At 58.4% G+C, this 23,166-nt stretch carries 26 protein-coding genes and 3 tRNA genes; 8 read left to right on the top strand and 21 right to left on the bottom strand.

The features are described 5' to 3' along the window. Positions 1-364: 364 nt before the first annotated feature. From B30_RS04335 to B30_RS04320, 4 genes are all read right to left on the bottom strand, one after another. Positions 365-1,516, bottom strand: a complete 1,152-nt coding sequence (locus tag B30_RS04335) for a hypothetical protein (RefSeq protein WP_009570799.1) — start codon at positions 1,514-1,516, stop codon at positions 365-367. Positions 1,517-1,703: 187 nt separating this feature from the next. Next, on the bottom strand, positions 1,704-1,925 hold the full coding sequence (locus tag B30_RS04330) for a hypothetical protein (RefSeq protein WP_009570798.1): 222 nt from the start codon (positions 1,923-1,925) through the stop codon (positions 1,704-1,706). Between the two features lie 150 nt (positions 1,926-2,075). After that, positions 2,076-2,300 (bottom strand): helix-turn-helix transcriptional regulator, encoded by a 225-nt coding sequence (locus tag B30_RS04325; protein WP_009570797.1) that lies wholly within the window; start codon positions 2,298-2,300, stop codon positions 2,076-2,078. 105 nt (positions 2,301-2,405) lie between these two features. Then, positions 2,406-3,107: a hypothetical protein gene (locus B30_RS04320; protein WP_009570796.1), complete on the bottom strand. Its 702-nt coding sequence runs from the start codon at positions 3,105-3,107 to the stop codon at positions 2,406-2,408. A 291-nt stretch (positions 3,108-3,398) separates the two neighbouring features. Between B30_RS04320 and B30_RS22110 the strand changes: the two genes are divergently transcribed. Further along, positions 3,399-3,785: a hypothetical protein gene (locus B30_RS22110; protein ID WP_157789785.1), complete on the top strand. Its 387-nt coding sequence runs from the start codon at positions 3,399-3,401 to the stop codon at positions 3,783-3,785. 19 nt (positions 3,786-3,804) lie between these two features. Here the strand turns inward: B30_RS22110 and B30_RS04315 are convergent, their stop codons facing one another. From B30_RS04315 to B30_RS22105, 7 genes are all read right to left on the bottom strand, one after another. Then, complete coding sequence (locus B30_RS04315; RefSeq protein WP_040401872.1) at positions 3,805-4,989, bottom strand: site-specific integrase; 1,185 nt, start codon at positions 4,987-4,989, stop codon at positions 3,805-3,807. A gap of 431 nt (positions 4,990-5,420) precedes the next feature. Then, positions 5,421-6,722, bottom strand: coding sequence for a sigma-54-dependent transcriptional regulator (locus tag B30_RS04310; RefSeq protein WP_040401871.1), 1,302 nt, complete (start codon positions 6,720-6,722; stop codon positions 5,421-5,423). Beyond that, on the bottom strand, positions 6,719-8,488 hold the full coding sequence (locus B30_RS04305) for an ATP-binding protein (protein ID WP_009570793.1): 1,770 nt from the start codon (positions 8,486-8,488) through the stop codon (positions 6,719-6,721). Before B30_RS04305 ends, B30_RS04310 begins: the two co-directional genes overlap by 4 nt. Next, complete coding sequence (locus tag B30_RS04300) at positions 8,485-8,802, bottom strand: DUF1850 domain-containing protein (protein WP_232616889.1); 318 nt, start codon at positions 8,800-8,802, stop codon at positions 8,485-8,487. The genes B30_RS04305 and B30_RS04300 overlap by 4 nt, the downstream gene beginning before the upstream one ends. Before the next feature lie 59 nt (positions 8,803-8,861). Then, on the bottom strand, positions 8,862-10,940 hold the full coding sequence (locus B30_RS04295) for a TRAP transporter permease (protein WP_009570791.1): 2,079 nt from the start codon (positions 10,938-10,940) through the stop codon (positions 8,862-8,864). 75 nt (positions 10,941-11,015) lie between these two features. Further along, entirely contained in the window at positions 11,016-11,975 is a 960-nt protein-coding gene (locus tag B30_RS04290) for a TAXI family TRAP transporter solute-binding subunit (protein WP_009570790.1), read from the bottom strand. Between the two features lie 313 nt (positions 11,976-12,288). Beyond that, positions 12,289-12,372, bottom strand: a tRNA-Tyr gene (locus B30_RS22105). Between the two features lie 168 nt (positions 12,373-12,540). On the opposite strand from B30_RS22105, the gene rlmB reads away from it, so the two are divergent. Together rlmB and B30_RS04275 are read left to right on the top strand one after the other, a co-directional pair. Beyond that, positions 12,541-13,329: a 23S rRNA (guanosine(2251)-2'-O)-methyltransferase RlmB gene (gene rlmB, locus B30_RS04280; protein ID WP_009570788.1), complete on the top strand. Its 789-nt coding sequence runs from the start codon at positions 12,541-12,543 to the stop codon at positions 13,327-13,329. 204 nt (positions 13,330-13,533) lie between these two features. Next, positions 13,534-13,965: a CoA-binding protein gene (locus B30_RS04275; protein ID WP_040401870.1), complete on the top strand. Its 432-nt coding sequence runs from the start codon at positions 13,534-13,536 to the stop codon at positions 13,963-13,965. A gap of 22 nt (positions 13,966-13,987) precedes the next feature. Here B30_RS04275 and B30_RS04270 read toward each other — a convergent pair whose 3' ends face one another. From B30_RS04270 to hisA, 4 genes are all read right to left on the bottom strand, one after another. Then, positions 13,988-14,302 carry a phosphoribosyl-ATP diphosphatase gene (locus B30_RS04270; RefSeq protein WP_009570786.1) on the bottom strand — a complete coding sequence of 105 codons (315 nt, stop codon included), beginning with the start codon at positions 14,300-14,302 and terminating at the stop codon, positions 13,988-13,990. A gap of 10 nt (positions 14,303-14,312) precedes the next feature. Beyond that, positions 14,313-15,110: an imidazole glycerol phosphate synthase subunit HisF gene (hisF, locus tag B30_RS04265; RefSeq protein WP_009570785.1), complete on the bottom strand. Its 798-nt coding sequence runs from the start codon at positions 15,108-15,110 to the stop codon at positions 14,313-14,315. A gap of 179 nt (positions 15,111-15,289) precedes the next feature. Further along, positions 15,290-15,742: a DUF2867 domain-containing protein gene (locus B30_RS04260; protein WP_009570784.1), complete on the bottom strand. Its 453-nt coding sequence runs from the start codon at positions 15,740-15,742 to the stop codon at positions 15,290-15,292. Positions 15,743-15,821: 79 nt separating this feature from the next. After that, complete coding sequence (hisA, locus tag B30_RS04255) at positions 15,822-16,544, bottom strand: 1-(5-phosphoribosyl)-5-[(5-phosphoribosylamino)methylideneamino]imidazole-4-carboxamide isomerase (protein WP_009570783.1); 723 nt, start codon at positions 16,542-16,544, stop codon at positions 15,822-15,824. Between the two features lie 164 nt (positions 16,545-16,708). Between hisA and B30_RS04250 the strand changes: the two genes are divergently transcribed. Then, positions 16,709-17,095 (top strand): DUF2147 domain-containing protein, encoded by a 387-nt coding sequence (locus B30_RS04250; RefSeq protein ID WP_009570782.1) that lies wholly within the window; start codon positions 16,709-16,711, stop codon positions 17,093-17,095. On the opposite strand, the gene B30_RS04245 is transcribed toward B30_RS04250, so the two are convergent. After that, positions 17,088-17,777 (bottom strand): ArsR/SmtB family transcription factor, encoded by a 690-nt coding sequence (locus tag B30_RS04245; protein ID WP_009570781.1) that lies wholly within the window; start codon positions 17,775-17,777, stop codon positions 17,088-17,090. The two genes, B30_RS04250 and B30_RS04245, sit on opposite strands and share 8 nt — an antisense overlap. A 110-nt stretch (positions 17,778-17,887) precedes the next feature. Here B30_RS04245 and B30_RS04240 point away from each other — a divergent pair, with 110 nt between their 5' ends. Continuing rightward, positions 17,888-18,223, top strand: coding sequence for an NIPSNAP family protein (locus B30_RS04240; protein WP_009570780.1), 336 nt, complete (start codon positions 17,888-17,890; stop codon positions 18,221-18,223). Beyond that, the gene (locus B30_RS04235; protein ID WP_009570779.1) at positions 18,223-18,549 is read left to right on the top strand and encodes an antibiotic biosynthesis monooxygenase family protein; all 327 of its coding nucleotides are present in this window, start codon (positions 18,223-18,225) and stop codon (positions 18,547-18,549) included. The genes B30_RS04240 and B30_RS04235 overlap by 1 nt, the downstream gene beginning before the upstream one ends. Before the next feature lie 68 nt (positions 18,550-18,617). Here the strand turns inward: B30_RS04235 and hisH are convergent, their stop codons facing one another. After that, complete coding sequence (hisH, locus tag B30_RS04230) at positions 18,618-19,256, bottom strand: imidazole glycerol phosphate synthase subunit HisH (RefSeq protein WP_009570778.1); 639 nt, start codon at positions 19,254-19,256, stop codon at positions 18,618-18,620. Positions 19,257-19,298: 42 nt separating this feature from the next. Continuing rightward, positions 19,299-19,886 carry an imidazoleglycerol-phosphate dehydratase HisB gene (gene hisB / locus B30_RS04225; protein WP_009570777.1) on the bottom strand — a complete coding sequence of 196 codons (588 nt, stop codon included), beginning with the start codon at positions 19,884-19,886 and terminating at the stop codon, positions 19,299-19,301. 317 nt (positions 19,887-20,203) lie between these two features. Between hisB and B30_RS04220 the strand changes: the two genes are divergently transcribed. Next, positions 20,204-20,773 (top strand): hypothetical protein, encoded by a 570-nt coding sequence (locus tag B30_RS04220; protein WP_157789784.1) that lies wholly within the window; start codon positions 20,204-20,206, stop codon positions 20,771-20,773. An 82-nt stretch (positions 20,774-20,855) separates the two neighbouring features. Here B30_RS04220 and B30_RS04215 read toward each other — a convergent pair. Then, positions 20,856-20,930 (bottom strand) — tRNA-Gly (locus B30_RS04215). An 88-nt stretch (positions 20,931-21,018) separates the two neighbouring features. After that, a tRNA-Gly gene (locus B30_RS04210) sits at positions 21,019-21,093 on the bottom strand. 313 nt (positions 21,094-21,406) lie between these two features. On the opposite strand from B30_RS04210, the gene B30_RS04200 reads away from it, so the two are divergent. Continuing rightward, positions 21,407-22,540, top strand: coding sequence for an NAD(P)/FAD-dependent oxidoreductase (locus B30_RS04200; RefSeq protein WP_009570775.1), 1,134 nt, complete (start codon positions 21,407-21,409; stop codon positions 22,538-22,540). Here the strand turns inward: B30_RS04200 and B30_RS04195 are convergent. Next, positions 22,537-23,112 (bottom strand): helix-turn-helix domain-containing protein, encoded by a 576-nt coding sequence (locus B30_RS04195; RefSeq protein ID WP_009570774.1) that lies wholly within the window; start codon positions 23,110-23,112, stop codon positions 22,537-22,539. The two genes, B30_RS04200 and B30_RS04195, sit on opposite strands and share 4 nt — an antisense overlap. Positions 23,113-23,166 lie beyond the last annotated feature (54 nt).

Here is a 23,166-nt window from a genome sequence, read left to right as displayed (position 1 = left end):
TGAAGAAGCGATAAGAACATAAAGTCCTTATTGTTCTGAATACTTGCAAGAGCGATAAGGACTTTATGTTCTTATCGCGCCAAGATGCGATCAATAAATTAGGGTCCGGCTGTGCACCAGACCGTGCGTTGCCGCACATCCGCGTAAAGAGCAAAATCATTATATTCCCAATATCTTTTTCTTGCAATGATATATCCAATTAGTTGCGCATGCTACCAAATGATTTCTGTCGGCCTTTTAAGGGCTTTTAGCCCATCAGTCCTAGGATTAAGGCGACTCAATCATCAACTACTTGAATGTCCAAACCAAACGAGAACAACTGATGGGTTTTCTCCTGCAGCGAATGTCGGCTTTCCGCCCTTCTTCACCCCACAAACCGATACCGATCCTTCGCCTTGCTGAGCTTATTCGCGGCGCGCTCAGGGTCGGCTTGTATCTCCATGCGCAACCTTTGCCCCATGCGTTCCATGTAGTCTTGTAGATCGTCGCTCTCGACGCCCTCAAGGGCTGCTAGGGTGGTGCAGTTGCCGACAGCGAGGGTCATCATCAGTTTGATGTGGTCCGCCTTGTGGACTGCTTTGACCTTGTCCACTTCCAAGTGGCTGCGCATTTCGCTTAGATCGGTGTCCGCGTCTACCTTTGCCAAGTCCCAAAGGGGATGGTTAGGCCAACGGGCGCGGTTGGTGTCGGTGGGGGCGGGATCGCAATAGCGGATTTTCTCGAAGCCCTCGGCAATCACATCACCAAATTTGATGTCAAAATGATCCCATTGGCTGATGCCCCAACGGTCTTTCATAACCTGCTTGCCCGCACGAACCTCTACGCGCCAGATTTGGCTCTCTGAGCGCTCTTGCGGGTCCAGAGGGGGCAAACCCTCCGCCTCAAGATTGGCGTTCCACACGTCCCACCAGATCGGCTTGCGCTTGTCGATCACTTCACGGCGCTTGTCGTAGATAATTACTTGTCGCCCCGGCGTTTTGCCAACGGTCACGGAGGTGAAGCGACCGGACTTGCCGTTGCTGCGCGTATGCTCTTCGGGCGTGAGATGGTCGGCGCGGTTGGCATGGCTATGCATGACAAAATTCTCAGGGTTTAGCTCGAATGATGGGGCCAGAATGTCGATGCAAAAATCGGTGCGCCCGATGCTGACTTGATGCGGGCCGTAGCGAACGCCAAGCCGCTCCAACGTCTTGGCGATATAGGCGCGGACCATTCCAAGCCCTTGGGTGGCGAGAAACAGCGACCCGACCACAATGCGGATGCCCCACGGGTCGCGGGCGTTGGGCTTCTTGAAAAACCAAGTCACCTCCATCGGCCCACCTTGCAACACAAAGCGGTAGCCCTGCACGCCGTTGGGAAAGAGGTCAAAATCTGCGCCGCCATAACTCACGGGCAGTTTTTGGCGGGCCTCTTCGGCCTCCTCGCGCAAGGGGTTTAGAAATTCAAAGAGTTCGGGTGGGATATTGACGCCTATGGCCAATTCCAGACGGTCAAATCCACGGTGTACGATGTGCATAGCTTTCTTGTCCTGTGTGATGATCTGTATTTCTAGAGGGGGGTGCTACAATCACCCCCCTTTGTCGGCGATTGCCGCGCTATTTTGGATCGGTTGTTATGAAAGAGACGGGCGCAAGCGCCCTGCAAAGGTGCCTCCGGCGGGGCAGCTATTGTTTTGGGGCCGGACACGAGGTCCGGCGCTCCAATTAGGTATTGGCCGCAAGTTGCTTTGCGATCCAAGTCTCGGACCGTTCCGCGCATTTGGAGAGGTTCAGCAGGTCATTGTGGCCAAAGCTGCTGGTATTGCGCCAATCGCCGTCCTGCGTCTTGTAAGAGCGTGTCAGGTCGACGGAGAAAAAGCCGTCGTTGTTCCAAATGGTGGCCGTAATCAGGCCGATTTTGAATTTGTGTGCTGGTGTTGATGACATTGGGTTTCCTTTTCGAATGCCTGTTAGGTTTGAGTGTTCAGCAGACATAGGAAGGGCGCGAGATCGCGAGACCTCGCGCCCTATTGGAAGCCATCCGGCCCCAAAATCCCGCTCAGCGCTGCCAACTCTGAACGGGCAAAACTGAATATGTTAGGAGGGTGGGCAGGTGGTGTTCGCCACGCGCTTGGCATTGATCCACTCTTGCAGATCGCCGCGCGTGTACCGCACCGAGCGGCCCGATACTTTGATGAACATCGGCCCGCCGCCACGCACACGCCAATTCTGCAAAGCGCGCACGGAATAGCAAAGGTAGCTAGCCGCTTCTTTTTCGCCAATCAGGCGGTCGTAGTAGTCTGGATCACGTTGTGTCTGCATGTTGTCCTCAATGGCTTGCGTTTCATTGGGACCAGTATGAGGAGGGCAACAGAGCAAAGATAATGACAGAAAGGGGTCAAAGTGGACCCCAATTTGTCACCTCATTCAAAGAGTGCTGAGGACGCGCCTAATGCGCTGTCCCAAACCATCTGCACAACTTGCGTAATTGGTTGGCGCATACTCTTGGAGAAGAACTTTTGTCAGCAGGTACAGGCCACCTTCATATCCGTCTTCTGACGTTTCGCTGGGATAGATAGGAGATTTCCCTAATTGAGACTCGGTAGCGTAAATGTCTGCCAAGTCTGATATGAGCTGATCAACTTCGGGATTTGAACTTTTTCGCCCTTCGCCTTTTGTCTCGTCAAGTTGGCGCAGCTCGTCGTCACATGCTGCGATGACTTCGGAAACTGCATTGGTGCAATCTGACATGCCATCACTCTCTGAGACGTCAGGCGCATCTAAATTGAGGACGCCGAACTTGTGCCAGTGAGCTCTCAGCTTTTCGCTACCAATTGAATGGTCGATGGATTGTTCAGTCTGTGGATGAAGTGCGCTTGCGGCAGCGAGAAACTTTTCGGCTTTGTCTTTGAGGTTTTCGATTTGGCTCTTCCGCGCTTTGCGGGTCACTTTCGGTTTGCGTATCTCGTACGTTTCATAGCGCGTTAGTATATGGATTAAGCGCTCACGAAAAAGCCCCAAGTCCGTTCGCGCGTCTATTAACTTATGTAGGCGCTGAGATAAGTCTTCAGTCAGGTCGGCTTCGACCTCTTGGCGCAAAGTCATGCCGTCTTGGGAATCGTCTGACATGTAACTCCTCGCTTCATTCGATACGTAACATATCCATATGTAATGGGTGCGATGAGAGCTAGCGGCCCGTATCATACCTATACGCTACGTAGGGAAACGGCACATATCTACCTAGGTAAATAGGCCCGCAACGTTCCTAGGTAATTACCTACCTATCTAACGATGCGCAATGTTTGCTCACCAATCTCAAAACATAGCGATTGGCATTCATTGGGTTGTCATGGCGATGCATATCCTCAATGCTAATAGCTAGGGCAACTCAGGGACAAAATGATGATACGAACTTTCGGGATGGCAGCGATGATTTCGCTTTCGGCTATACCGCTTCTAGCGGAAGACGTTTCATTTCTATTTTGCGAATATGAAAGTCTTGGGAATAATCCGAAAAAGAAAAGCCAATCTATCCCATTGTATTACGAAGACGGAGAATTGGTAGCGGTTGGCAAGCGGTCGCATTGTGTTGATGAGCCTCAATTCGTAATCACTGAAACACATGCTACGTGGCATTGCTCAACCGCACTAAATCCCGACCAGACAACAGCTCGATCAGTCTATGTAGAGATACACCGCTACACAGGCCGCTATCACCGCAATGATTTTGACGGTGTGCCTAGCTTCGAGAGTAATACCGAAATTTGGCACGGAGCCTGTACGGCCTATAGCGAACCTCAATTTTGATTTTCTTGCGATACGAAACCTAACGTACCACTCGTAACGTAGGTTCCGCTCTCCTATCCTTACGTATCGCCCCCGCGAGACGCGCCGCGACCGATCCGGCTGCGCGTTGCACGGCGTCGTCTGCCAAATGCGCGTAGCGTAACGTGGTCGTTAGATTTTTGTGGCCCATGATTTCTTTGAGCATGAACGGATCAATGCCGTTGGTCACGGCAACGGAAGCGTAGGTATGCCGCAGGTCGTGAATGCGCACATCGTCTAGGCCCGCGCGCGCACGAATTTTGCGCCACGGTTTTTGCAGGTCGTTGTAATGGCCGTCGGCTTTGTCGCCTAAGATCACGTAGGGGTTTCCATCGCGTCGGGGCAGGGCGTCGAGAACGTCCCAAGCCTCACGGGGCAGGGGGATGCGACGCCGCCCCGTTTTGCTGTCCGGCAACTCCAAATGGGTGCGCGTGATGTAATCCCATTTCAATGTCTGAATTTCGCGTAAGCGACAACCCGTCAACAGCAAGAGCATAAAAGCCGCGACGACATATTCGGAATAATCGCCGCGTTCCAAACCCGCGAAAAGCACCTCGCCCAATCGCGATTGTTCGTCATCGCTGAGATAGCGCTTTTTCTCGACTTCCTTATACTTCTTGATCCGGCGCGTCGGGTTGGTCCCTTCGGCGCGCAAGCCCCAATCTTCGGCCACGTTGAACATCTTTGACATGACCATGACCACGCGGTTTGCATGGTAAGGCGTGGCCTTCATGTTGTGATGAAGCTCGGCCACGTCCGCGCGTGTCACATCTGCGATCTGCAACATGCCAAGTTTGGGCTTCACGTGTGTTGTGATAGCGGTCTTATAGTTCGCGAATGTCGTGGGCTTGCAATGCTCCGCGACATACTCCGCCATGAAGCGATCACAGAGCGCCGCCACGGTCGGGGCCATGCGCTTTTGTTTGCGGGTCTCAGAGGGATCATCTCCGCGCGCGACATCGCCAAGACGTTGCTTGGCTAAAGAGCGGGCTTCATCGGTCGTAAGAGGGCCGTGCTGGCCAAGCGTGAGACGACGTGTGCGCCTGCCAGCTCGGTATTGCACCAGATAGGAACGCTTGCCTGTTGGAAAGACGCGAACGCCAAAACCGCGCACATCGCCATCCCAAATCAAGTAGTCTTTTTCTCTCGTCTCAAGCCCTTCAACGGACCGCTTTGTAAGTCTCATTTTGCCCTCCTAAAAATCGGCCCGCAAAAAAACGGAAGCAATACGGAAGCACGCGGAGCCGAAACTTAGCGTGAATTGTGAGGGGTGAGAGTAGGGGCGGTCAATGCAAGTAATTGTTTTTAAGTCATTTTTGTCAGTGTGGCGAAGTCTGGCGTAATGCGGAGAAACCCCCTGAACTTTTTTTGTAATCAGTAGGTCCGCGGTTCGAGTCCGTGTGGGGGCACCATTTTTCAAAGGATTAGACCCTGCCAGATTTATAATCCCTCGGGAGTGTGTCAAAAAGTGTGTGTTCAGCATGCCGCATTCCATCTGCTCTTGCCCCGTCAGTGTGACATAGAGGGAACAATCCTCCGCATGGGTGTAACCACAGCAGACCGTCGCAGTCTCGCATTGTGAACGAGGGCCCATTCGGGCGGCAATCACATGACCCTTCAAATGCGAATTTGATAGCGCGCGATCTTGTCGTTGAGGGTGCGTCGCGCGATGCCCAAGGCCTGCGCCGTGCGTTCGGTATTGCCGCGGCACCGTTCCAAAGTCGCGGCGATTTCACGTGCCTCATAGGCCGCAACACGGTCCGCTAAACTGCCCGCCTCTTGCGTTGCGGGGGTACCGTCGGGCAGATCCAACCCCAAGGCAAACCGCTCCGCCGCCGCCTTCAACTCGCGCACATTGCCCGCCCATCCGCGCTTTGCAAGGTGCTGGCGAAACCCGTAGGAGATTGCAGGCGTGTCCCGCCCGTACCGTGCGGCCGCCGCTTGCGCGAAATGGCTGAACAAAAGCGTGATGTCGTCGCCCAAGCCGCGCAGCGGGTCGAGGGTGATCTGTGCACCGGCCAGGCGGTAAAACAGATCGGCGCGAAAGCTGCCATCAAGCGTTCGCTTGCTCAGGTCGCTCTTGGACAGCGCGATGATCCGCAGATCGAGCGGGCGCAGTATATTCTCGCCAAGTCGCTCCACTTGCCGCTCTTGCAAGGCCCGCAACAGCTTGGGCTGCAATGCTGCGGGCATCGCCTCGATTTCATCGAGAACCAGCGTGCCGCCCGCCGCCGCCTCCAGCTTGCCGATTTTATCGTGCGCGCCCGGAAAGGCCCCTGCGACATGGCCGAACATCTCCATCTCGAACAGGCTTTCCGGCAGCGCCGCGCAGTTTACCGCAACGAAAGGCCCCTGCGCGCGCGGGCTGGCGGCATGAAGCGCGCGGGCCACCAGTTCCTTGCCCGTGCCGGTCTCCCCTGTCACGATCAGATCTAGGTCGAGCGGCCCCAATGCCGCGATCCGATCTCTCAGCGCGATGATCGAGGCGGATTGCCCCAGAATCTCCGTGCTGTCACGCGCGGCAATCTGGGAGCGAAGCTGCGCCAATTCGGCCCGCATCTGTCCCGCTTTGAGAGCCCGCGCGATCACCGCCATCAGATGCGAGGCATCATAGGGTTTTTCCAGAAAATCCTCAGCCCCCTGACGCATCGCGCGCACCGCGTGCGGCACATCGCCATGCCCTGTGATCACGATCAGTGGTAGATCCGCCGCGCGGTCCTTCCACTGACGCAGGACCTCGAACCCGTCCATACCCGGCATCCGCAAATCGGTAACGACCAGATCGGGCACGCGCTGCGTCGCCAGCGCCTCTGAGCCGTTCAAAAACCCCTGGGCATGGTAGCCGCTTGCCTCGATCAGATCGCACAGAGCCGCGCAATGATCGGCGTCATCCTCGACCACATGGATCATTGCTGTCATTCTGCACCCCCCTGATACCTTGGTAAAATCGCCGTCATCACCGTACCCGTTTCTCGTGTGGATCGGATCTCGAAGCGCCCGCCGAACTCGGCCAGGATCGCCTGTGAGATGGCCAGCCCGAGGCCCAGCCCCTCGCTGTTGGTCTTGGTCGAGAAGAATGGCTCCGTCACCCGCGCGAGATCTTCGGGCGCGATGCCGGACCCCGTGTCGCTGACCGAAATTCGCAGTTCACCCGCCCTCTCCTCCAGCGTCACTTCGATTTTGCCTCCTGCCTCGCCTTCCACGGCATCCATCGCATTCAGGAGCAGATTCACCAAGACCTGTTCCAGCCGCACCCGGCCCGCGCGCACCAGCATTGCCGCCGCGGGCCGGATCAGTCGCGGCACCACCCCGACGGCGCGCGCGCGCGGCTGCACCAGATCAAGCGCACTTTCCACCACCAAAACCGCATCAATGACTTCAAGACGTCCCTCCTCCTTGCGGGAAAAGGATTTGAGGTGCTTGGTCGTACGCTGCATCCGCCGGATCAGATTGCGTGCCGTTTCGATCCGGGGCGCGGTCTTGGCAGAGGCCGTTTGCAATGACAGCTCGGCCGCCGCCAAACTGGCCTCCATCGCCGCCAAGGGTTGGCTGATCTCATGCACAATCGCCGCGGACATCCGCCCGAGGGCGGCCATTTTTTCCGAATGGATCAGGGTTTCCTGGGCCGCGCGCAGTTCGGCCTCAATTTGTCGCCGCGCCTCGATTTCCAGCGCCAGACGTTCCGTGCGCTCCGCCACTTTTCGCTCCAACATATCCGACTGCCGCAGCCTTAGCGTCACCAGTTGCCGCCTTTGGCGCTGGATTTTGGCCAGCCCGATCCCGAAACCACATAAAAGCGCCATGCCGGTGCCCCAGCCAAGCGCCGCATAGAGCGCCGGTGTCACGGGCTCTGCCGCGACCACCCGCCAGCCGCCGCTGAAGGCCGCCGAGCGCGCCCGCAGACGCCCCGAATGATCGTCGAAAATCCAATCCGGTGATCCACGTTGCAGCGGCTTTGCCGCCGCCAGATCCGCCCCGACATAGGCGCGATCTTCGTCGATCCGGGCCAAAATATCCGGCGTGAGCGGCGCAAGCGGGCGGTAGAGCCAATCGGGCTTGCCGGAGAGGAACACCACCCCGTCAGGGTCAACGACTGCTGTGGCCAAATCCGCGGCGATCCATGCGTGTTCCAATGGGGTGAGGTCGATCTTTACAACAACGACGCCCACATCGGCTCCTGCGACGATCTTGGCGGCGAGGAAATACCCCGGCGTCCCCGTCGTGACGCCAATCGCATAGAATGCGCCATCCCCCTGCGCGACGGCCTGCTGAAAATAGGGCCGGAAACTGTAATCATGACCGACAAAGCTCTCCGCCAGCGCCCAGTTCGACGCGGCCAGTGTGATCCCCGTATCATCCATCAGATAGAGATGGCTCGCCTCGGCAAGTGCGGTGATTTTTTCCAGATAGCGGTTGGTGGCGGCGATGCCGAGCGGATCAGTCGGGCTGCGAATGGTCGCGGCGATCCGCGCATCCTGTCCTGCAACCTGCGGCAGATAGCGGAAGCGGTCGATTTCGGTCTCCAAGGCGCGCAGTGTCAGGATCAGGCTTTGTTCCAAGCGCGCGTCAATCGTGCGCAGCGCGGTCCGCCACGCAAGCCCGCCCGCCAGCATCGCGACACAGGTCAACAGCACCATTCCCGCCAAAGCGGGGCCGCGCGCGCGCCGCACCTGTGTCGTGATCATTCGCCGTCTCCCGCTGGCTCCTCACAAGGTCTCACCACTATAGGCGCGTCCGCAGTCGCGCCAAGGGTCATGCAGTCTGTCCCGCAGATCGTCCAACCCGAGACCGTCTCCCCCGAGGAGGCAAGCACAAGCTCCGTTACCCCCAAAGGTTTGGGTTCCCAAATCCAATACCCGTCCTCGAACCATCCCTCCGGCCCCGGTTCCATTCCCGCGCCGGACCCTTTGACCGCTGCGCGGCGCAGCCATAGCTTGCCGCCTTCGACCGCCCAAGTTTCGCGCCATGTTTCTTTTTCGACGGAATGTGTCCATTCCATGCGGAACTCCCCCGCGCTACCCAGCGCGAGGGAGAGTGCGCCCGCCATCAGGCAAGCGCTCATGTCCGTTTGCGCCACAAGAGGATGGCGAAGATGAGGGCGAGAGCAAAGCCGATCTCATCGGTGATTGCGAAGGCCGCGACGAGGCAGAAGCCGCTTGCCATTGCAATTGCGCGCTCCCAAATCGCGAGCGGTCGTCCCAGCCAACCGATCACCGCCGCGCCCCAAAGCGCCAGCGCAATCACCGCTTTGGTGACGACATAGGCTACTGCAGGCCAATAGCCGATGGCCTCTGCCATAGGTCCGCCATCCTGCAACATTAACGCAGGCGTGTAGACCGCCATGAACGGCACCACAAAACCCGCCGCCGCGACCTTGACCGCCTCGAAACTGATCCGCAGCCCGCTTTCCTTCGCAATCGGGGCAGCGGCAAAGCAGGCCAGCGCCACGGGGGGCGTCAGATCGGCCAGAATACCGAAGTAGAACACAAACATATGGCTCACGAGGAGCGGCACACCGAGTTCCAATAGCGCAGGCCCGGCGATGGACGAGGTGATGATGTAATTCGGGATTGTCGGAATCCCCATCCCCAACACAATACAGGTGATCATTGTCAGAACCAGCGAGAGGAACAGGCTGCTCTGGCCGACGCCGACGATAAATTGCCCGAACGTATTGGCCGCCCCGGTCAGGGTCATCACGCCGATGATCACCCCCACAAGCGCGCAGGCGATCCCCACCGGAAGTGCGGTTTTCGCGCCGTCCGCCAAGCTGTCACGGCAGAGCGCCAGCGTCTCGCGCCCCCCCTTGGAGGCCGCGTTGATCGCGATCAGAATGAGCAGGGCGAGGAGCACAACCTCCAGTCCGAATTTAAAGAACGCCGCCGCAACAAAGCCCAGCACGACCCAGAAGACCACGCGGATCACCCCCGCAGGCAGGCCCAAAGCCACTGTCCCACCAAGGATCAACCCGCCCGTCAGCGCCAGACCAACCGTCCCAGCGAAGAGCGGCGTATAGCCCGAGAACAGCAGATAGACGAGCACCCCGAGCGGCAGGATCAGGAACCACCCCTCCTTGAGCGCGCGCATCGCAGAAGGCATTTCCGCTTTCGAGAGGCCCCGCAGATCGCGTTTGCCTGCCTCCAGATGCACCATCCAGAACACGCCCATGAAATAGAGGATCGCGGGGATCAGCGCGGCCTTGACCACCTCGACATATTCCACGCCCAAGGTTTCAGCCATCACAAAGGCCACCGCCCCCATGACGGGCGGCATGATCTGCCCGCCCATCGAGGCGGTCGCCTCCACGCCGCCCGCGAAGGCAGGTCGGTAGCCGAAGCGTTTCATCAGCGGGATGGTGAATTGCCCCGTGGTCACCACATTGGCCACACCAGAGCCGGAAATCGTGCCCATCAGGCCCGAGGACAGCACCGAAACCTTCGCAGCCCCGCCCATCTTGTCGCCCACAAGCCCCAGCGAGACATCGGTGAACAGCTTGATCATCCCTGCCTTTTCCAGGAACGCGCCGAACAGGATGAACAGGAAGATATAGGTCGAGGACACATAGGTCGGAATCCCGTAAATCCCTTCGGTTCCGTATGAGAGATGCTCGATCACTTGGCGCATATCATAGCCGCGATGATCGAGCGGCGCGGGCAGATATTCTCCCCAGAGCGCATAGGACAGGAACAGGCCGGAGATGATCGGAAGCGCAGGCCCCATCAGCATCCATGCCGCCGCAAAGATCGAGGCCAGTGCCACCGCGCCGAAGGCAATGTCAATCGGCAGCGGATCACCGGCACGCAGCAGGAGTTCGGTATATTCAGCCCATTGGTAGATCGCGATAGCAACCCCGGCGAGGGCGATCGCATAGCCAAGCGCGCGGCCCAAAGGCCCGTAGCGCTTGGCCAAAGCCAGCAAAGGCATCCCGAGCGCGAGCAGGAAACCGACGTGAATGACCCGCGTCACTTGGCTTGGTAGGTCAATCAAATGCGCGGCGATGGAGATCTGGAAGGCCGAAAACGCCACGGCGAGCCAGAAGAGCGCGCGGCCTTCCCGCGTTGCGGGGAAGCTTTCGGCCAAGGGGTCATGCAGCCCGAGATCAGCGGTCTGATCGGGGCTGTTGGAAGTCTCTGTCATGGGGATGATCCTTTTGCAAAGGCGGCCCGACCCGGCCGGACCGCCTCAAAAGCGTCAATTGGGAATGTGGAGCGCTTACAGGAGGCCTTGCTCTTTGTAATAGCGTTCTGCCCCCGGATGCAGCGGGATCGGCGAGCCTTTGACCGCGTCTTCCAAAGTGATGCCGCCCGCCGCCGAATGGGCCGCTTTCAGCGTATCGAGATGCTCGAACATCAGTTTGGTCATCTGATAGGCGGTTTCTTCAGACACATCCTCATGCGTCACGAGGAAGTTGACCACAGCCACCGTCGGCACGTCCGCCTCTTGGCCCGCATAGGTTCCGGCCGGAATAACGCCCGCAATATAAGGCGCGCCAAGGGCCTCCGCGGTCTCTTTCGGGATCGAGAGGAAGGTGATCTCTTGCGAGGAAGAGAGATCCTTCAACGCCGCATTGCCAAGGCCGGAGGATTGCAACGTTGCATCCAACTGGCGGTTTTTCATCAGTTCAACCGATTCCGAGAAGGGCAGATATTCGAGCTTGCCCAGATTGTCATAGCTCATTCCCATGGCACCAAAAATCGCCCGCGCGTTCAGCTCGGTTCCCGATTTCGCCGCGCCAACAGACAGGCTTTTGCCATTGAGATCCGCAACTGTCGTGGCACCTGTTTCGCCCAGAGCGGCGATTTGCACGTAGTTCGGATAGATTGCCGCAATGGCGCGCAGCTTGGTCAGCGGCGCTTTGAATCCTGCATCCGCATTGCCTTCCCACGCATATTTGACGGAATCCCCGAGTGCAAAGGCCAATTCACCTTTGCCCTGTTGCAGCAGGTTGAGGTTCTCGACAGAGGCCTTTGTCGATTGCACCTGCGTGCGTGCGCCCTCAATCCCCTTCCCGTAGAGAGTCGAAAGCGCCACGCCGAGCGGATAATACACGCCCGAGGTGCCCCCGGTCAGAATATTGATGAATTCGCTGGCCTTCGCGGCAGGCGCCGAAGCGACGGTGGAAACGGCAAGTGCTCCGGCGAACAACGCGCCGAATTTGATCCTGTTAAACATTCTAATCCTCCCAGAAATTACCCCGCCTCCCGCGGGTCCCTCTCAGGGGGCCGCAAATTGCCCCGCCGATCAACCACTTTCATTCGGGTTCTGCAAAAATCTGGCGGGGCCCCGCCACGGCTCTGGCAGATATTCGCCTCGGACCTGCTCCGCAGTCGCCTTTGCAGAGCCCGGTTTGCGCGCATGTGTGGCTTTGGCCGACATCAACGCGCCCACCGCGCAGGCCAGCGACGGCAATCGAAGCGGCGGGCGGCCACGTCGCAAAGGGCAATGCCGCATCTATTTCTTTTAGTAAAGAACAATGGGAGGGAAATGGTGGGCGACCCTGGAATCGAACCAGGCGTGGGTCTCCCCGGCGGAGTTACAGTCCGCTGCCGCACCTTGCAGCCCGTCGCCCACGAAGGATGCCAGAGGCATCAAGGTGCGTGTTGCACCGCGTCGTGTGGGGGGCTGGATACAATCGGGATCGGGGGGCGTCAACAGGAAAAATGCCAAAAGGATGCTTGTGCTTGGAGATTGCGCGCGGCAGGAAGGGGAAAGCCTTTTGCAGAGGAAAGAGAGTGCCATGAAAAAGCCCCAGTGGGTCGTTGAAAAAGAGCAAGCCAAGCGCAAAGCCGAGGCGGCGACCGTGTGGTTGTTTGGGCTTCATGCGGTGCGCGATGCGCTGCGCAATCCGGCGCGTGAAAAATTGCGCCTCGTGGTGACCAAAAACGCCTATGACAAATTGGCCGAGGACATTCAGGCCTCTGGCATGGAGCCCGAGCTGACCGATCCGCGCAAATTCAGCGTGCCGATTGATCAAGGCTCGGTGCACCAAGGTGCGGCGTTAGAGGTCAAAGCGCTCAATTGGGGGTCAGTCGAAGAGGTTTGTTTGGCCTCGGGGGCGGGCCAAAGCGGCGCCCCGACGGTGGTGTTGCTCGATCAGGTCACCGACCCGCATAACGTCGGCGCAGTATTGCGCTCGGCCGAGGTGTTTGGCGCCGAAGCGGTGATCGCCACCGCACGCCATGCAGCACCCGAAACCGGGGCCTTGGCGAAAACCGCCTCCGGCGCGCTGGAACGCCAACCCTATCTGCGGGTGCGCAACCTGTCCGATACGATCGTGAAATTGCAGGAAATGGGCTTTGTCTGTCTCGGCCTTGATGGCGAGGCAGAGGTGACATTGGATGAGGCGCTGATCGGCTGTGCAGGCCGGGCTGTGGCGCTGGTGATGGGGGCCGAGGGGCCGGGCTTGCGGCAAAAAACCAAAGAGACGGTGGATCAACTGGTGAAAATCCCGTTTGCGCGCGATTTTGGGTCGCTCAACGTCTCGAATGCCGCCGCCGTGGCGCTGTATGCCGCGTCAAAGCGCTGACAGCGGCGTTTGGGGGAGACGAGTTCACATTGTGTTCACGTTTTTCTTACAAGCTCTTAACATCTGAGACGCAGACCCTATCTTTGAGTGTGAGACGCGCATCGGAACATGCGCGTTGCTCTCAACTGTCCCTCGTTCCACACCTTATGCCCGGGCCTCGTGCCCGGGCTTTTTTCTTGTGCCAATCTGGGCTATGATTTCTGCATGAGCACAATAGACCAACTGACCGACGCTGACATCATCCGCATCCTGCAGGACACGAAAGTGATCGCCCTTGTGGGGGCAAGCCCGCGCCCTGAACGCCCGTCGCACCAGGTCGGGAAATTTCTGGCGGCGCGGGGTTATAAAGTGATTCCGGTAAACCCCGGGCAGGCGGGGCGGGAGTTGTTTGGTCAGACCTGTGTGGCCTCTTTGTCTGACATCCATGAACGCGTCGACATGGTCGATATTTTTCGCCGTTCTGAAGAGGTGGCTCAGGTGGTCGACGAGGCGCTGCACGCGCTCAAAGGGTTGAAATACGTTTGGATGCAGCTCGGCATCGTCAATGACAAAGCCGCCGCCTTGGCTCGTGCACAGGGGGCCGAAGTGGTGATGGACCGCTGCCCGGCGATTGAGATTCCGCGATTGGGGATGTGAGGAGGAGAGGCAAGCAAACCTTTTAAGGTTTGCGCGCCGCTTTTTCGGCAATTCCCGATAGGCCCTGACGCCGCGCCAACTCAGTCAAGACATCATCGAGCGCCACATCACGCGCCGCCAGCATGACCAGCAGGTGATAGAGCACATCGGCGGCCTCATAGGTGAGGTTCTCGCGGTCGTTTTTGACCGCAGCAATAATGGCCTCAATCGCCTCTTCGCCAAATTTCTCGGCGCATTTCTCCGGGCCTTTGGACAAAAGTTTTGCGGTCCAGGAGCTGTCTGGATCGGCGGATTTGCGCGACAGGATGACCTGTTCGAGATCGTGCAGGATGGACATGGAATGTTCCTTAATTCAGCCGCATCGGGATGCCTTTGGCGGCCATATATTCTTTGGCCTCCTGAATGGTGTAATCCCCGAAGTGAAAGATCGAGGCGGCGAGAACGGCGCTGGCGTGGCCTTCGGTGACGCCTTCGACGAGATGATCGAGCGTGCCAACACCGCCTGAGGCAATCACAGGAATGTTGACCGCATCGGCAATGGTGCGCGTCATCGCAAGGTTGAACCCCGCGCGCGTGCCGTCGCGGTCCATGGAGGTGAGTAAGATCTCGCCCGCGCCTTTGCGCTCAATGAGTTTGGCAAATTCCACCGCATCAATCGGATTTCCCTCCGCATCCAGTGCAGCTTTGCGCCCGCCGTGGGTGAAAATCGTCCATTTCACTGGCGTGCCGTCTTCGTCCCACTCGGTGGTTTTGGCGTCAATCGCACAGACGATGCACTGGCTGCCAAAGCGGTCGGCAGAGCGTGCGATCACGTCCGGGTCAGCCACGGCGGCGGAGTTGAACGACACCTTGTCTGCGCCGGCCAAAAGCAGATCACGCACATCATCAGGCGTGCGCACGCCGCCACCGATGGTCAGCGGCATGAAACATTGCTCGGCGGTGCGGGTGGCCAGATCATACATGGTGCCGCGGTTCTCATGGGTGGCGTGAATGTCGAGGAAACACAGCTCATCGGCACCGGCCAAATCATAGGCCCGCGCACTTTCAACGGGATCGCCCGCGTCGATCAGGTCGACGAAATTGACGCCTTTGACCACACGGCCATCGGCCACATCGAGACAGGGGATGATACGGGTTTTGAGCATGATGCGCCTATTCGTCCGAGAGAAAGGGGCGTTCGCGCCCCCTCTGGCTTCGCCATTCACCCCCAAAGGTTTCAATGTGGATATTTGGGGACAAAAGAAGATGAAGGTGTCTTTGACGTTTCTTAGCCATGCACGCGCGGTGATGCAAACATTGGATTGGTGATGCTGCGGTTTCTTGGTCAGCGCACCTGCGCGATGCGGCGCATGGCATCGCGCACGATCAGCACATGAAAGGGTTTCACCAGCATAAGATAGGCGTATCCCAGCGCGTTGTTGCGATGAACCCATGTCGCCATATGGATGTGACCCGCCTCTTGGCGGATGCAGATCCGGAAATTGAGATGGGTGTCATTGGTTCCAATGATCAGTTCGTCTGCGCCCTCATATTCCACCGGAAAAATCGCATGCTCTCCGGCCTCTGACACCTCGGTTTTGAGGCCAAAAGGTGTGACGATCCTGTTGCGCAGGGCCAAAAGCGCATCGGCCCAGCCGGGTATGGAGAGGCCGATCTTTGCCGCATCGCGCGGCGACAGCGCACTTTCGACCGCATAACCATCGATGAAATCGCCTTGGGTGACATGGGACCATAGGCGTGATTGGGCGGGGAGGGGGCGTTTGTGAACCTGTACCATCGTGACGACCTGTGCGTAGGGATTTTGGAGCATCAAACGCCACGATGCGCGCTGAGGAAAGGGTGCAGAGTGTCGCGGATCACCCCTTGAGCACCGCCAAAGCCTCGGCCAGATCAATCGCGCCATCATACAAGGCGCGGCCTGAGATCGCACCATTGAGCGCCGCGCCGCAGTTTTTGAGGTTGCGCAGATCGTCCAAGGACGACACGCCGCCCGAGGCAATCACCGGGATTGAGACGGCGCGGGCGAGGGCTGCGGTTTCTTCGACATTCGGGCCTTTCATCGCGCCATCGCGGTTGATGTCGGTGTAGATGATCGCGGCCACGCCCGCGTCCTCGAACGATTTGGCCAGATCGGTGGCGGTCACGTTGGTTTCTGTCGCCCAGCCTTTGGTCGCGACCATGCCTTTGCGCGCGTCAATGCCGACGGCAACATGACCCGGAAAGGCCCGCGCCGCTTCGCGCACCAGATCGGGGTTTTCCACCGCGACAGTGCCCAAGATCACCCGCTCAAGGCCCTTGGACAGCCACCGCTCGATCGTGGCCATATCACGGATGCCGCCGCCAAGCTGGGCGGGGGTTTTGCACTGTTTGAGAATCTCCTCAACCGGGGCGGCGTTCACCGGCTCACCGGCAAAGGCACCGTTGAGATCGACCAGATGCAACCACTCACAGCCCGCGTTTACAAATTCCAGCGCCTGAGCGGCCGGGTTTTCATTAAACACTGTGGCTTGATCCATTTCGCCCTTATAAAGGCGCACGGCATGGCCGTCTTTCAAATCAATGGCGGGGTAGAGGATCATCGGGCGTGGCCTTTCATAAAACTGTCGCCGCTCCTTTGCCATGAATGTAGGATGAATGCAAAACCTCTTGCGCGCGTGCCACAATGGGATTTGCCCCAACGTCAGACTTGCCAGATCATAGGGGCTGCTCGCAGGATGCGGACCAGAATAGGGAGGATATATCAATGAAGACATTCGCACTTGCGGCACTTGCCGCTGTCGCTTTTGCCGCCCCGGCCTTTGCCGCCGATCCGGTGGTCGGGACATGGAAAACCCAAGTTGATGATGGACACTACGCCTATGTCGACATCGCGCCATGCGGGGCCCAGATTTGCGGCACCATCGCCAAGGCGTTTGATGCCAACGGCCCGGTCAAATCCGAAAACATCGGCAAACCCATCGTTTGGGACATGATGCCCCAAGGTGGCGGTGGCTATGGCAAGGGTAAAATCTGGCAGCCTTCGACGGGCAAAGTGTTCAGCTCCAAAATGGCGTTGAACGGAGACACGCTGAAAGTGGCGGGCTGTGTCGGGCCGATTTGTAAGAAACAGACCTGGACACGTGTCAAGTAAGACCCTGAGGTGGGAAGGCGCGGTCAAACTGGCGCTTTCCTTCCGAGGTAAACACAATGGCGCGGCTGTCTTTGGACCGTCGCGCCCATCCTTTTGCTTCCATCTGCGCCAACAAAGCCCGCCCCAAGGCCCCGCCCAAATGTGAGCGGCGTTCGGACCAATCAAGGCAGTCGCGACACAGCGGCCGGGCTGTGCGCAAACCCGCCAGATCGACCCCCAGCGCACTGACAAAGGCCTCACCCGCCGGGCTCACAGTGATCCCATTCGGCGTAAGAACAAGCATGTCTTGGCGCAAAAGACTGTCATACATTTGTACGCCGCGCTGCCCGGCCAGATGGTTGTAACAGACCCGCGCGTGCCGAAGTGAGGCGTCTTTGGGGCCAACCCGGCTGCGCCTTTGGCCCATGCCCCCGGCCAATCCCATCAAACTTTCAAGCACCGCACTGACCTCAGGCCCTGCCAAAGCGAAATAGCGGTGCCGCCCCTGTTGGCGCAGGGCGATCAATCGGCCCTCTTGCAATTTCTTCAGATGCGACGAGGCGGTTTGCGGGGTGATCCCGGCTTCCATCGCCAATTCGCGCGCGGTCAGCGCCTGTCCCGACATCAAGGCGGTCAGCATATTGGCGCGCGCCGGATCTCCGATCAATGCCGCCAGATGGGAAATGTCAGGGCCTTCTTTCATCGGGTCAACCTATCCCTTTTCGGCACCAAATGCTTCGATCCGTATCGAAGCATTGCCAATCCCACCCACGGTATCAAGGGGCGATGGTTTGAAAATTGAAAGGACGTAAAATGCTGACCTGTGTGATCCGCTATGAGATCGAGCCAACCAAACACGCGCAGTTTGACCTCTATGCTCGCAAATGGGGGCAATGCATTCCGCGCTGTGGTGCTGATTTGATCGGTTATTTTGCCCCGCATGAAGGCTCCGCAACGCTGGCCTATGGCATCTACTCTCTTGAGAGCCTTGCCGCCTATGAGGCGTATCGCGCTCGTTTGGCGGCGGACCCTTTGGGACGGGAGAATTACGAATTTGCCATGCGCGAAGGGTTTATTCGCGCCGAGGACCGTACATTTTTGCGCCTCGCCTCCGCGCCTCATGCCCTGTCCACATCAGGAGAGCTGTGATGATCGCGGTGATCTTTGAGGTCTATCCTGCTGCGGGGCGAGAGGCACTTTACCTCGATCACGCCGCCGCGCTGCGCCCTCAGTTGGAACAGATCGAGGGGTTTATCTCCGTTGAGCGGTTTCAAAGCCTGACCGATCCGTTAAAGCTGTTGTCGCTGTCGTTTTTCACCGACGAGGCGGCGGTGGCGCGCTGGCGAGCGGTGTCCGATCACCAAGCGGCTCAGAGCGCAGGACGCAACGGTGTGTTTGATGGCTACCGGCTGCGCGTGGCCCATGTGCTGCGCGACTATGGCAAAGACGATCGCGTGCAAGCGCCGCAGCCTTGAAGGACAAGGGCCGCCCGATGATCTCGGAGCGGCCCCTTTTGTCTTTATCGTGATCTAAATACTCACCTTTACGGCACCCAGCCGAGGAAATTCGACACAATGCGTAGCCCCGCACGCTGGCTTTTTTCCGGGTGGAACTGACAGCCGATCATATTGTCGCGTCCGACAATGGCGGTGATGTCGCCAGCGTAATCGACATGGGCGAGGCGATGTACCGGATTCGTGACTTTGAAGTGGTAGGAGTGGACGAAATAGGCGTGATCGCCACTGTCCACGCCGTCCAGCACCGGGTGAGGGTGATCGACCACCAGATCGTTCCAGCCCATATGCGGCACCTTCAAGGCCGGATCGGAGGGGGTGATTTTCACCACCTCGCCGGGAATCCAGTCAAAGCCCGTGGTGTCCTCATATTCGCGGCCCCAAGACGCCATCATCTGCATCCCGATGCAAATCCCCATAAAGGGGCGGCCCTTTTGCACCACGGCCTCCTCAATCGCTTCAAACAGACCGGAATAGGTGAACAGGTGGTTTTTGCAGGCCGGAAACGCGCCATCGCCGGGCAACACGATGCGGTCGGCCTTGGCCACCACATCGGGTTCAGAGGTCACAACGATGGTGCCCGCTCCACGTTCGCGCGCCATGCGTTCAAAGGCTTTGTGGGCGGAGTGCAAATTTCCGCTGTTGTAGTCAACGAGGGCTGTGAGCATATCTTTGGCTGTCCTGAAAGAGGGACGGGGAGGGCGCGCGTGTTAAAGTGCACCTTTTGTGGAGGGCAGGCTATCCGCCATCCGCGGGTCGATCTCGACCGCCATGCGCAAAGCGCGGGCAACGGATTTAAACGCGGCTTCCGCGATGTGGTGCGAATTGATCCCGTGTACCAGATCGACGTGCAAGGTGATGCCGCCATGGGTGGAGAGCGCCTGAAAGAATTCGCGCACAAGCTCGGTGTCAAACGTGCCGATTTTGGCGGTCGGGAAATCGACGTTCCAGACCAAAAATGGCCGCGCCGACAGGTCCAGCGCGGTGGACACCTGGGTGTCGTCCATCGCCAGAGCAAAGTGGCCATAGCGGCAAATGCCCTTTTTGTCGCCAACCGCTTTGACCAAAGCCTGACCGATGGCGATGCCCGTGTCCTCGACTGTGTGGTGATCGTCAATATGAGTGTCACCCTTGGCGCGGATCGTCATGTCGATCAGCGAATGCCGCGACAGTTGATCGAGCATATGGTCAAAAAAGCCCACGCCGGTTTGGTTGTCATAGACACCGGTCCCGTCGAGGTTGATCTCAACCGTGATCTTGGTTTCCGCCGTGTTGCGGGTGATGGTCGCTTGGCGCATGGGGGCCTCATGTTCTGTTCGCGCCCCTTATAGGCCCGCCTTTGGCGTTTTGCCAAGATGGCCTGTGCCATGCCTGTCCCGGACTGACGATCAAAGAGCTTGAAATCGGGAAGTAAATTGTCGTTCTCGCCGACATGGGCGCGGTTCAGGGGGGCGCTGTCCGAAAATGTGCTGCAGATATGGAACTTGGCACGTTTGGGACAGGTGTTGCCTGTGTGGCCCGGTCACAAAAGGTTTCCAAAAAGTTGAGACGTTATTAGGACTTTGTTAAGCATAATCCCGTTTCATGAAGGGGTTGATAGCAAATGGTGGCCCACATGCGTGTGCTTGTCTGGCATGGTAACATTGAAACAACAGCGCGCTGGCAGGTCGCGTTTGGTCAAAATGACCATACTGTTCGGCGTGCTCGTTCTTCCGAAGCGGCCATGGACTATTTGCGCGCTGAATCCTTTGATATGCTTATTTTCGATTTGGTGGTTGGGCACGAAAGCGGCCTTGCCGTTGCTTTGATGGCGGAATTTCACCAACCCAACATTTGTTCGATCCTGATCGCGGGCCATCAGGAGGGCGCATATAAGGACATCGAAATCGAAAGCGGCCTTTTTGCCCGTCTGGCCAGTTTGCGCTGTGTGCTTGGGGTCGAGACGCCGGTTCGTGATCTGGTCACCATCGCCGAAGAAATCCTGCGCAAACCGCAGGACACATGTGACCTGTTGCGCCAAAGCGTTCCGCAGATTTGCGCGTCTTGTGAGTTGAGCGACAGTTGTCTGGCCCTGTCTGAGTCCTCCGCCTCAAAGACGGTCGCGCCAGCGGCTCCGATGATCGCTCCATTGCGTCGCCGCCGTCAGCAGCAGGCACAAAGCGTGCTTTCAGAACCGATGCCTTAACATCGGACATGCGCCGAGACTTTCGTCGATCCCCGATGGACCCGGCATCACCTGTTCCATCAAGGAGATGGTGTGAGAGAATTGGAGCGGGCGAAGAGATTCGAACTCTCGACCCTAACCTTGGCAAGGTTATGCTCTACCCCTGAGCTACGCCCGCTCGGCGTGTCCCGTAACGTGGGTCTGACGTTTCCCTTGGGGTTCCGATCTGGGACCGGAGGGAAATTCCCTTCTCCGCTAGGAGAAGTTGGAGCGGGCGAGGCGATTCGAACGCCCGACCCTAACCTTGGCAAGGTTATGCTCTACCCCTGAGCTACGCCCGCTTCCTTGGGTGAGGCGTGAGATATGAAATCCCGCCCGAAGCTGCAAGAGGAAAATGGGCCTTTGGTCGGATTTTTTCGATTTGCGTCGATTTGCGGCTGTTTGGCCAATGGGGAAGGGCACAGAGGGCAGCGGCGTCAGATGCGGGGGCATTCTGCCGCAGTGTATTTGGTATTTTTAAAATATATCTTTGATTTGGATTAAAGACAGCACGGGCCGATCCCGTGCATGTCCGTGATGAATCTGAACACCTATGCGCCATGTTCGCCACGGCTTGCCCAAGAGCTATGCGGGGATGGCCCCCGGAGGCCGTAAATGACCCATATCATGATCCTTGGCAGCGGTTTTGGCGCGCTTACCGCCGTGCGTGAGATTCGCAAGGCCAAGATAGACGCGCGTATCACCGTCGTCTCGCCCAACCCCCACCTCACCTATTTGCCCAGTCTGATCTGGATGCCCTCCGGCATTCGCACCGCCAAAGACATCGACGTCGATCTGTCGCGATTCTTTGTCCGCGAGCGGGTCGATTGGCATGAGGGCCGCGTGGTCTCCGTGTCTGACAATGGCCGCAGGGTTGAAACCGATACGGGCACTTTGACCAATGATCATCTGATCATCGCCACCGGTGGGCGGTATCTCAAAAAGCTCCCCGGACTGGCCGAACACGCGATCATCCCCTGCGAAGGGGCGATCAACGGCCAGATCATCCACGACCGCATCCGCGATATGGCCGGCGGCACCATCGCGCTGGGCTTTGGCACCAACCCGAAAGAGCCGCAGGCGGTGCGCGGCGGGCCGATGTTTGAATTCCTCTTTGGTATCGATACGATGCTGCGGCAACAGGGGCGGCGTGACCGGTTTAAACTGGTGTTTTTCAACGGCTCGGATCGCCCCGGTCAACGGCTGGGGGATCGCGCCGTCGAAGGCCTTTTGAACGAGATGCGCAAACGCGATGTTTCGATCCATATCGGCGCAAAACCCATCCGCATTGAGGCGGATAAGGTGGTGACCGAACGCGAAGAGATCCTCGCCGATCTGGTGCTGTTCATGTCCGGGCTGACCGGGCCGACATGGCTGGATAACACCGATCTGCCGCGCTCAGAGGGCGGGTTTATTCAAGCCGATGAAAAATGCCGCGTGGTCGGGTGGCCCGACACCTATGTGGTGGGCGACACGGGCTCTTATCCGGGGCCGTCGTGGTTGGCCAAGCAGGCGCATCAGGCGGATTTGCAGGCCGAGGCCGCGGTGGCCAATATCGGTGATGTGTTGGCCGGGCGCGAAGCCAGCCATGATTTCAAGGCCGAACTTGTGTGTATTGTCGATTCCGTCAACAAGGGCATCCTTGTGTTTCGCAATGAAAAACGCGCGATCACCCTGCCAAGCTGTCGGGTGTTTCATTGGGCCAAACGCTATTTCGAATGGCATTATTTGCGCGCTTATCGCCGCTAAAGGGACGCACGCGTGCGCGCATAGTGCAACGTGTTGTGAAACTGCGCGGGCTGTTTGGTTGGGTTGCGATAGTTGTGCGGTTGATCGGCGGCAAATCGCACCGCGTCGCCCTCGCCATAGCGGGTCCATTCCCCTGTCAGCATAAGCTCGATCTCGCCTTTGGTGACGAAAATATCCTCGACCACACCGCTGTCATGCGGCTGAGACACATGGGTTTGCCCCGGCTCCAACCGGATCAAGAATGTCTCTGAGCCAAAGATCGGGTCAAAGGCAAAAATCGGGTGAAAGCTGATGCTCTCGGCAAACCGCACCTCAGGTCGGGGGCGCGGTCCTGTGCGGGCGGTTGTGGGCGTCACCCGGTCCTCGATCAGGGCGGTGAGCGGCAGGTGAAACCCCTTGGCCAGTTTCCACAATGTCGCCAGCGTTGGTGAAGATTCGCCGCGCTCGATCTGTCCCAACATCGCCTTGCTCACCCCGGTCCGCTCCGCCGCCTGCGATAGGCTGAGGCCGGCCTCGGTGCGGATAGATTTGAGGTTGAGTTGGATGGGCAGGGCGGAGGGGGCATTGGACATTTTGTGTGGCAGGGCTTTCAAAGGGCTTGTGCGCTATAACGCTCGTGCGCTATA

Source organism: Celeribacter baekdonensis B30 (assembly GCF_000299875.1).
Taxonomy (GTDB): Bacteria; Pseudomonadota; Alphaproteobacteria; order Rhodobacterales; family Rhodobacteraceae; genus Celeribacter; species Celeribacter baekdonensis_A.
The sequence above is the reverse complement of the archived record's forward strand: the minus strand, read 5'-3'. Positions and strand labels throughout refer to the sequence as shown.

Excerpts from the sequence above, each read along its gene's own strand:
- B30_RS04335 (WP_009570799.1), bottom strand. The coding sequence starts at position 1,516 with ATGCACATCGTACACCGTGGATTTGACCGTCTGGAATTGGCCATAGGC.
- B30_RS04330 (WP_009570798.1), bottom strand. The coding sequence starts at position 1,925 with ATGTCATCAACACCAGCACACAAATTCAAAATCGGCCTGATTACGGCC.
- B30_RS04325 (WP_009570797.1), bottom strand. The coding sequence starts at position 2,300 with ATGCAGACACAACGTGATCCAGACTACTACGACCGCCTGATTGGCGAA.
- B30_RS04320 (WP_009570796.1), bottom strand. The coding sequence starts at position 3,107 with ATGTCAGACGATTCCCAAGACGGCATGACTTTGCGCCAAGAGGTCGAA.
- B30_RS22110 (WP_157789785.1), top strand. The coding sequence starts at position 3,399 with ATGGCAGCGATGATTTCGCTTTCGGCTATACCGCTTCTAGCGGAAGAC.
- B30_RS04315 (WP_040401872.1), bottom strand. The coding sequence starts at position 4,989 with ATGAGACTTACAAAGCGGTCCGTTGAAGGGCTTGAGACGAGAGAAAAA.
- B30_RS04310 (WP_040401871.1), bottom strand. The coding sequence starts at position 6,722 with ATGACAGCAATGATCCATGTGGTCGAGGATGACGCCGATCATTGCGCG.
- B30_RS04305 (WP_009570793.1), bottom strand. The coding sequence starts at position 8,488 with ATGATCACGACACAGGTGCGGCGCGCGCGCGGCCCCGCTTTGGCGGGA.
- B30_RS04300 (WP_232616889.1), bottom strand. The coding sequence starts at position 8,802 with ATGGAATGGACACATTCCGTCGAAAAAGAAACATGGCGCGAAACTTGG.
- B30_RS04295 (WP_009570791.1), bottom strand. The coding sequence starts at position 10,940 with ATGACAGAGACTTCCAACAGCCCCGATCAGACCGCTGATCTCGGGCTG.
- B30_RS04290 (WP_009570790.1), bottom strand. The coding sequence starts at position 11,975 with ATGTTTAACAGGATCAAATTCGGCGCGTTGTTCGCCGGAGCACTTGCC.
- rlmB (WP_009570788.1), top strand. The coding sequence starts at position 12,541 with ATGAAAAAGCCCCAGTGGGTCGTTGAAAAAGAGCAAGCCAAGCGCAAA.
- B30_RS04275 (WP_040401870.1), top strand. The coding sequence starts at position 13,534 with ATGAGCACAATAGACCAACTGACCGACGCTGACATCATCCGCATCCTG.
- B30_RS04270 (WP_009570786.1), bottom strand. The coding sequence starts at position 14,302 with ATGTCCATCCTGCACGATCTCGAACAGGTCATCCTGTCGCGCAAATCC.
- hisF (WP_009570785.1), bottom strand. The coding sequence starts at position 15,110 with ATGCTCAAAACCCGTATCATCCCCTGTCTCGATGTGGCCGATGGCCGT.
- B30_RS04260 (WP_009570784.1), bottom strand. The coding sequence starts at position 15,742 with ATGGTACAGGTTCACAAACGCCCCCTCCCCGCCCAATCACGCCTATGG.
- hisA (WP_009570783.1), bottom strand. The coding sequence starts at position 16,544 with ATGATCCTCTACCCCGCCATTGATTTGAAAGACGGCCATGCCGTGCGC.
- B30_RS04250 (WP_009570782.1), top strand. The coding sequence starts at position 16,709 with ATGAAGACATTCGCACTTGCGGCACTTGCCGCTGTCGCTTTTGCCGCC.
- B30_RS04245 (WP_009570781.1), bottom strand. The coding sequence starts at position 17,777 with ATGAAAGAAGGCCCTGACATTTCCCATCTGGCGGCATTGATCGGAGAT.
- B30_RS04240 (WP_009570780.1), top strand. The coding sequence starts at position 17,888 with ATGCTGACCTGTGTGATCCGCTATGAGATCGAGCCAACCAAACACGCG.
- B30_RS04235 (WP_009570779.1), top strand. The coding sequence starts at position 18,223 with ATGATCGCGGTGATCTTTGAGGTCTATCCTGCTGCGGGGCGAGAGGCA.
- hisH (WP_009570778.1), bottom strand. The coding sequence starts at position 19,256 with ATGCTCACAGCCCTCGTTGACTACAACAGCGGAAATTTGCACTCCGCC.
- hisB (WP_009570777.1), bottom strand. The coding sequence starts at position 19,886 with ATGCGCCAAGCGACCATCACCCGCAACACGGCGGAAACCAAGATCACG.
- B30_RS04220 (WP_157789784.1), top strand. The coding sequence starts at position 20,204 with ATGCGTGTGCTTGTCTGGCATGGTAACATTGAAACAACAGCGCGCTGG.
- B30_RS04200 (WP_009570775.1), top strand. The coding sequence starts at position 21,407 with ATGACCCATATCATGATCCTTGGCAGCGGTTTTGGCGCGCTTACCGCC.
- B30_RS04195 (WP_009570774.1), bottom strand. The coding sequence starts at position 23,112 with ATGTCCAATGCCCCCTCCGCCCTGCCCATCCAACTCAACCTCAAATCT.